This is a genomic window from Dialister sp. (assembly GCF_036343215.1).
Taxonomy (GTDB): domain Bacteria; phylum Bacillota; class Negativicutes; order Veillonellales; family Dialisteraceae; genus Dialister.
Window position 1 is genome coordinate 1 of the sequence record NZ_JAZASU010000107.1, and the last position, 5,383, is coordinate 5,383.

Annotated in this window: 1 protein-coding gene; it reads right to left on the reverse strand. The window is 50.0% G+C overall.

Annotated elements, in window-relative coordinates; translation table 11 throughout:
* Positions 1 to 2,447: 2,447 nt before the first annotated feature.
* Positions 2,448 to 4,511, reverse strand: coding sequence for a transglycosylase domain-containing protein (locus VZT47_RS09200; RefSeq protein WP_330224670.1), 2,064 nt, complete (start codon positions 4,509 to 4,511; stop codon positions 2,448 to 2,450).
* Positions 4,512 to 5,383: the final 872 nt, after the last annotated feature.

The following is a 5,383-nucleotide window of genomic DNA, read 5'->3' on the forward strand; positions in this document are numbered from 1 at the left end:
CTTCCGGAAGGTGACAGATGATGAAGTTCAACAGGCAGTAGACTATATTAACAATAGACCTAGAAAAGGAATGGATTGGATGACTCCAATAGAATTTGTTGAAGAAATGTTGCACTAGACTTGACAATCTGCCCCCGCATTTTACCGATAGAGTCATTTGGCACGAATACGTTTCGTCATCAGCCTCATCTGTGCGAACTACCGAACCCTGCGCATGTCTCATTCTCCTCATTTCCGGCTTGTACCTGCTTGACACCCCCCTCACCGCATTCGCGGAGCTCCCCGCACTTCGGGGAGCGCGCTTTTTCCGATGGAGTCTTTTGGCCTGAATACGTTTTGTCATTAGCCTCATATGTGATTTCCGATCTGTGGCTTTTGGTTATATCGGAATTTTCACCCCCGCCTGGACACATTTCCCATCTTAAAAGGGCGGCCATCAGGCCGCCACCTTCCCGACAATCCCGATAGTCCCGTAACAAAGGTTTTCTCCCCTGCGGTTCTCCCTGGCGAAATAGTATAATTTCTTTTTCATAAGCCGGTCAAGGAAATTTCAATAAGCCCCGAAGGCCGTAAAAGCCGCACTTTTTAACCTTAGTTTATATTTGAGGGTGACAATTGACTTTTATATTTCCAAAAATGATGTATAATATAAACAGGCTATGGTGAAAAGTATGTTTCCCCATACTGTTCCGCGGATTGTTTCCTTCCGCCTTTGTAAGTGCCCCGGCTCTGGGTTCCCGGTTTTGTTCTCCGGGGAGTTCACCTGTCTGGATCACTGAAAAAGTGAAGGAAATCCATCCATTGAGGCTATGCCTCCGAAATTTTCGACTGCGAGGTCCCGCGGCTGACTCCGGGCCGGCTTCCAAGAGCTGGTTGGAGGGCCTGGTCCCGAATCGGGCGATGGACCTGCCGCCCGGAAACCCCATTTTTCGTTAACTGTTACAGGGGTTCCGGCGGAGTCAATTTCACAAAAGGCAGGAAAGAGGTCTTCTTTCCGAATCTGAAGTTCTTTTGCCGATAGTAGCGGCATGGAGCAAAGGAATCAAAAAAGAAGGGCGCCTTTGCCATCCCGGCATTTACCGACCTCCCCGCACGAAGTCAGTGTTTTTGTGAAAATGACATATTCAGTATGCTGACAGCCTTTCCGGCAGACCCTGACTGCGGTACCGCAGCCGCAGGCTTGTGAAAGCGCACTTCTTTCCTTTCCTGCAGGAGATTTCTCCAGGTACCTCTGCAATGAATCATAGATTTATGGTTCCTTGCCTTAGATCATTCTGACCACTCCAAAAATACAAACCCCTCTATCGGCCGCCATCCGGTAGAGGGGTTTTAAATTTGTCACTTTACTGACTGACCGGGGAAGAAACTTTGGAAATGATCACTTTTGAATCGGGAATATCGGGGATGGTCGGGAATAATCGGGGATGTCGGGAATCCCGAGAGTATCGGGGTATCGGGAAGGTGGCGCCCTTTGGGCGCAATTTTTAGATTTTGCCTTCGGCTCTCATGATCGATCTTCATGGGAATCAAGATAAAAATCGGCATGGGAAACCATTTCGTTCTTATCATTTTTCGTCGCTCCTGCAGGGAAGCGTTTCGACAGGTTCGTGCCCCCACCGCTTCGCGGAGCCCCCTTCTCGAAGGGGGCCCGCATTATACCGATAGAGTCACTTGGCCCAAGTACGTTTCGTCATCAGCCTCATATGTGCGAACTACTGAACCCTGCGCATGTCCCATTTTCCTCATTTCCGGCTTGTACGATAGTACAGCCCCTCCGTCAGCTTCGCTGACTGCCCGAACTTCGGGGAGCCGGGAGGAGAGCCTCTCCCATTTGCATAACTGACTTTAGCGTCATTTGATTACGTTTCGTTCTTAACTTTTAAGTCAATAATCATTCTTACCATAGATAGCCCCCTTCACCCGCTCTCGGACGCTGGACATTCTCGTCCTGAAAATCTTTGAAAACATTCTGCATTTCCCCCTCACCGGCTGTGCCGGAGATCCCCGGAGATACGTTCACCTTCAAGCTCACATTCGACTTGTACGATAGTACATCCCCTCCGGCCGCTGCGCGGCCACCTCCCCGAACTTCGGGGAGGCTGGGAGCCTTTCCCATCCGCATGGCCTGCTTTGGTGTCACTCGATAAGGAAGGATATGGGCTTTTCTTCCCCGCCTGTGCAAAGTCCCAATTAAAAAATGTGCCGCATCAGCGGCACACCTTCCCGAAGTCCGAAATCCCCAATCCGCAATCCGTCTTTCCTTCTCCCCGTCTGTGCAAAATCCCCACAAAAAAAGCGGCGCTGCCTCAGCAGCGCCACCTTCCCGCACCCCGCATCCCGCACCCCGAAATCTCGAAATGGAATCAAGCGGGGCACGTCGTGGCGAGGCTGATTCCCGAATACCGTATGCGACTCAGGACACGGTATCTGACAGATGTCTCAAAAAGCTAATTTGTCTTCTTTCCCTGGCCTTCTACGGGTTTTGTGATTTTCCCCGCGATGCGGTCGAGGAGTTTATTTCCTTTTTTGGCCTTTTCAGCTTTTTTCTTTTCGTCTTCTTTCTTCTTCGCTTCTTCAGCTGCTTTGGCTGCGGCGGCTGCCCGGGCTTTGGCCATTTCATTTCTTACGGAAGCTGGGATGTCAAAGCCTTTTTCACGATAGTTCCGGAGGGCTTCTTTCATGTAGTCTCTCCAGATGGCTGCCGGAACGGTACCGCCTGTATAGCCGGCGTTTGTATTCGTATCGTCGCCAATCCATACGGCCGTCACGAGGCTCGGAGTATATCCTACGAACCATGCATCGTGTTCATCGTCCGTAGTCCCTGTCTTGCCTGCCGCAGACCGCCCGATATAGGCATTTCCGCCGGTGCCCCGGGAAATGACTTCTTCCAGGATGGAGGTGAGGCGGTAAACCGCATTTTCGCTCACGACCTGTTTGTATTCCGGTTTCGCGGAATGGTCTTCCAGGACATTTCCATTCCGGTCCACCACTTTCAGGATGGCAATCGGTTCCACCAGTTTGCCGTTATTGGCAAATACGCTGTAAGCTTTGGCCATATCATAGACCGAAACGCCATTGGTGAGACCGCCGATGGAGGCTGCCAGGTTGTTATCTGTAGATTTTCCGTCTTTGACAAGGGTGGAAATACCGCAGGCTTCCGCCAGTTTCAGGACTTTGCCCATGCCCACTTCATTGGCAAGGTCAATAGTCGGAATATTCATGGAATGGACGAGGGCTTCTTCCAGGGTGACTTTGCCGCCGGAGGTGCCGCCGTAGTTTTTCGGTGTCCAGCCGCCGGGATAGGTCTTCTTTTCATTGCTCACCGTATCGTAGGGGCTGAATTTATTTTCAAAAGCGGTGACATAGACGAAAGGTTTGAAGGAGGACCCGGGCTGACGGACCATCTGGACGGCGCGGTTGAAATGATCTTCTCCCCGTCCGCCAACCATGGCTTTGATATGGCCGGTCCCTACTTCCAGGGAAAGGAGGGCGCCCTGGGGCTGGGTGAGTCCTTTATTGTCTTTGGAGCCCTGCGGAAGATCGGCTTTCAAAGCTTTTTCTGCCTCTTTCTGCATGTCCAGGTCCAGGGTGGTGTAGACCTGGAGTCCTTCTTTATAAATGGCATCGGAATCATACTTATCGCTGATTTCCTGAATGACATAGTTTATGAAATAGGAAGCCACCCGGGAAGTCGCACTGCCGGACTGGGGTTTGGCCAGGTGCAGATCCGCTTTTTTGGCGGCAGCGGCATCGGCTTCGGAAATGTAGCCATACTTGGCCATCTGGTCAAGGACGATGGCCTGACGGTATTTTGCCGCTTCCACGCTCCGGAATGGGGAGTAGTAGTTCGGGCTGTTCGGAAGGCCGGCGAGGAGCGCACACTGGGGAAGGGTCAGGTCTTTCACGTCTTTACCGAAATAGACACGGGATGCGGTCTGGATGCCATAGCAGCCCTGACCGAAATAAATCTGGTTCATGTACATTTCCAGGATCTGTTTCTTCGTATACTTGCTTTCTATTTCCAAAGCCAGTACGACTTCCAGAAGTTTTCTCTTGATGGTCTGTTCCTGGGTAAGGAAGGCATTTCTGGCCAGCTGCTGGGTAATGGTAGAACCGCCCTGGCCCGTGGCATTCCGGGTAATCAGGTTCGACCAGATGGCACGGAGAATCCCTCTGGGGTCTACACCATGATGTTCGTAGAAACGGACATCTTCGGCGGCCACGAAGGCATTCTGCAGATTCTGGGGCACTTCTTTGATGGAAACAGGGATGCGGTTTTCCTCTGCATGAACGGTGGTAATAAGTCTTCCTTTTTCATCATAAATGCGGGACGATGCATTGGGCTGGATATTTGTCGTCACATCGGGAAGATTTCCGGTCACGGAGACGAGAAAACCTGCCGTGGCTCCGGCTCCTGCAATGAGGACGATGATCAGGAAAAATACGATGACCTTCATGAAAATCGAAGATTTCTTTTTCGGCCTCACGCGGCGGATATCTGAATTCTTCATAGAATTTCTCCTTATACAATCCACTTCCCCCTGTCCGGGGAAGTCAAAGGGTAAAGCATTTATATTATTATACCATACCATAAGAAATATTCTGTAAAATCACGGAATTAGAATCGATTTAATGCCTGCCGATTTGGACTCGGAGCTTTCGAGGCATTTCGCCAGGGACCATTCTCGTGATGGGGGTTTTTGCCTGCCGATTGCGACTTGAAACTTTCGAGACATTTCGCTATAGACCATTCTCGTGATGCGGGATTTTTGCCTGCCGGTTTGGACCCGGAGCTTTTGAGGCTTTTCGTCCTGCGGCGGTCCCGTGAGGGGGAGTTCGGATGATATTTTCATGAAAGAATGACCTGGTGCCCGTTCATTCCACGACAAAAAGCCACGCCGGGTATGTTCCCGCGTGGCTTTTCATTCGTTTCACTAAATTTTACAACTTTCAGTTTTTACATGGTACCATATATTTTTCGAGTGCAGTCCTCTTCCCTTCCGCTTTCTCTGAGACTGGCCGTGGCGGAGCTTACGGACGATTTTCTTTACTCTGTCCATATAGTAGCAAAAAATCCATTTTGTATCATTAGAAATTCGTTAAACTTTTGCCGCTGATTGTATGCTGCAAAAGCAGGGAGCCGCAATCATCGAAAATGTCATATGAAAACGGGCACCTGCTTTCCCGATTTCTTAGATTCCCAATAACCCCGATACTCCCGATTCAAAAGTTGTCAGCGAAAAAGGGGGTGTACAAAAATAAAAATCATTATTTAAAAACTTTAGGGGAAATAGTTATCAGTTATTAGTTATCAGTTCGCAGTTATGGTGGCCGCCTTTTTATAGGGGAGGCGGCCCTTTTATATAAGGATTTAAACATTCTC

What these genes read in the sequence shown, in the direction of transcription:
- VZT47_RS09200 (WP_330224670.1), bottom strand. Translation starts at nt 4,511, where the DNA reads ATGAAGAATTCAGATATCCGCCGCGTGAGGCCGAAAAAGAAATCTTCG.